A 420-nucleotide genomic window follows, 5' to 3' on the forward strand; every position below is an offset into this window, starting at 1 on the left:
GCGGAGATCGGCTTCACCAGTTTCCCCGCCGAGGTTCAGGGGACCAAGCAGCGGGTTCGGTCCGAAACCTTTGCCGATCATTACAGCCAGGCACGGCAGTTCTATCTCAGCCAGCAGCCGATCGAGCAGAAGCACATCGGCGACGCGCTGGTGTTCGAGCTGTCGAAGGTAGAGCGTGTCGACATCCGGGCCCGGGCGGTCAGCCACCTGCGCAACATCGACGAGGACCTCGCCGCTACCGTCGCGGACGGGCTCGGCCTCGACCTACCGGACGCCGCCAAGGCGGCCAAGCCGACGCTAGACCTGCCGACATCGTCGGCGCTCTCGATCGTCGCCAACGGCCCGGCGAATTTCGCCGGGCGAAAGATGGGCCTGCTGCTGACCGATGGGTCGAGCGCCGAGCTGTTCAATGCGCTGACG

General features: G+C 66.2%; 1 protein-coding gene. It reads left to right on the plus strand.

The features are described from left to right. The coding region (locus AAIO73_RS20230) for a catalase-related domain-containing protein (protein ID WP_345880595.1) at positions 1-420 on the plus strand (420 nt) is incomplete at both ends.

The sequence above is a fragment of the Sphingomonas epibiotica genome (assembly GCF_039615155.1).
Taxonomy (GTDB): Bacteria; Pseudomonadota; Alphaproteobacteria; order Sphingomonadales; family Sphingomonadaceae; genus Sphingomonas.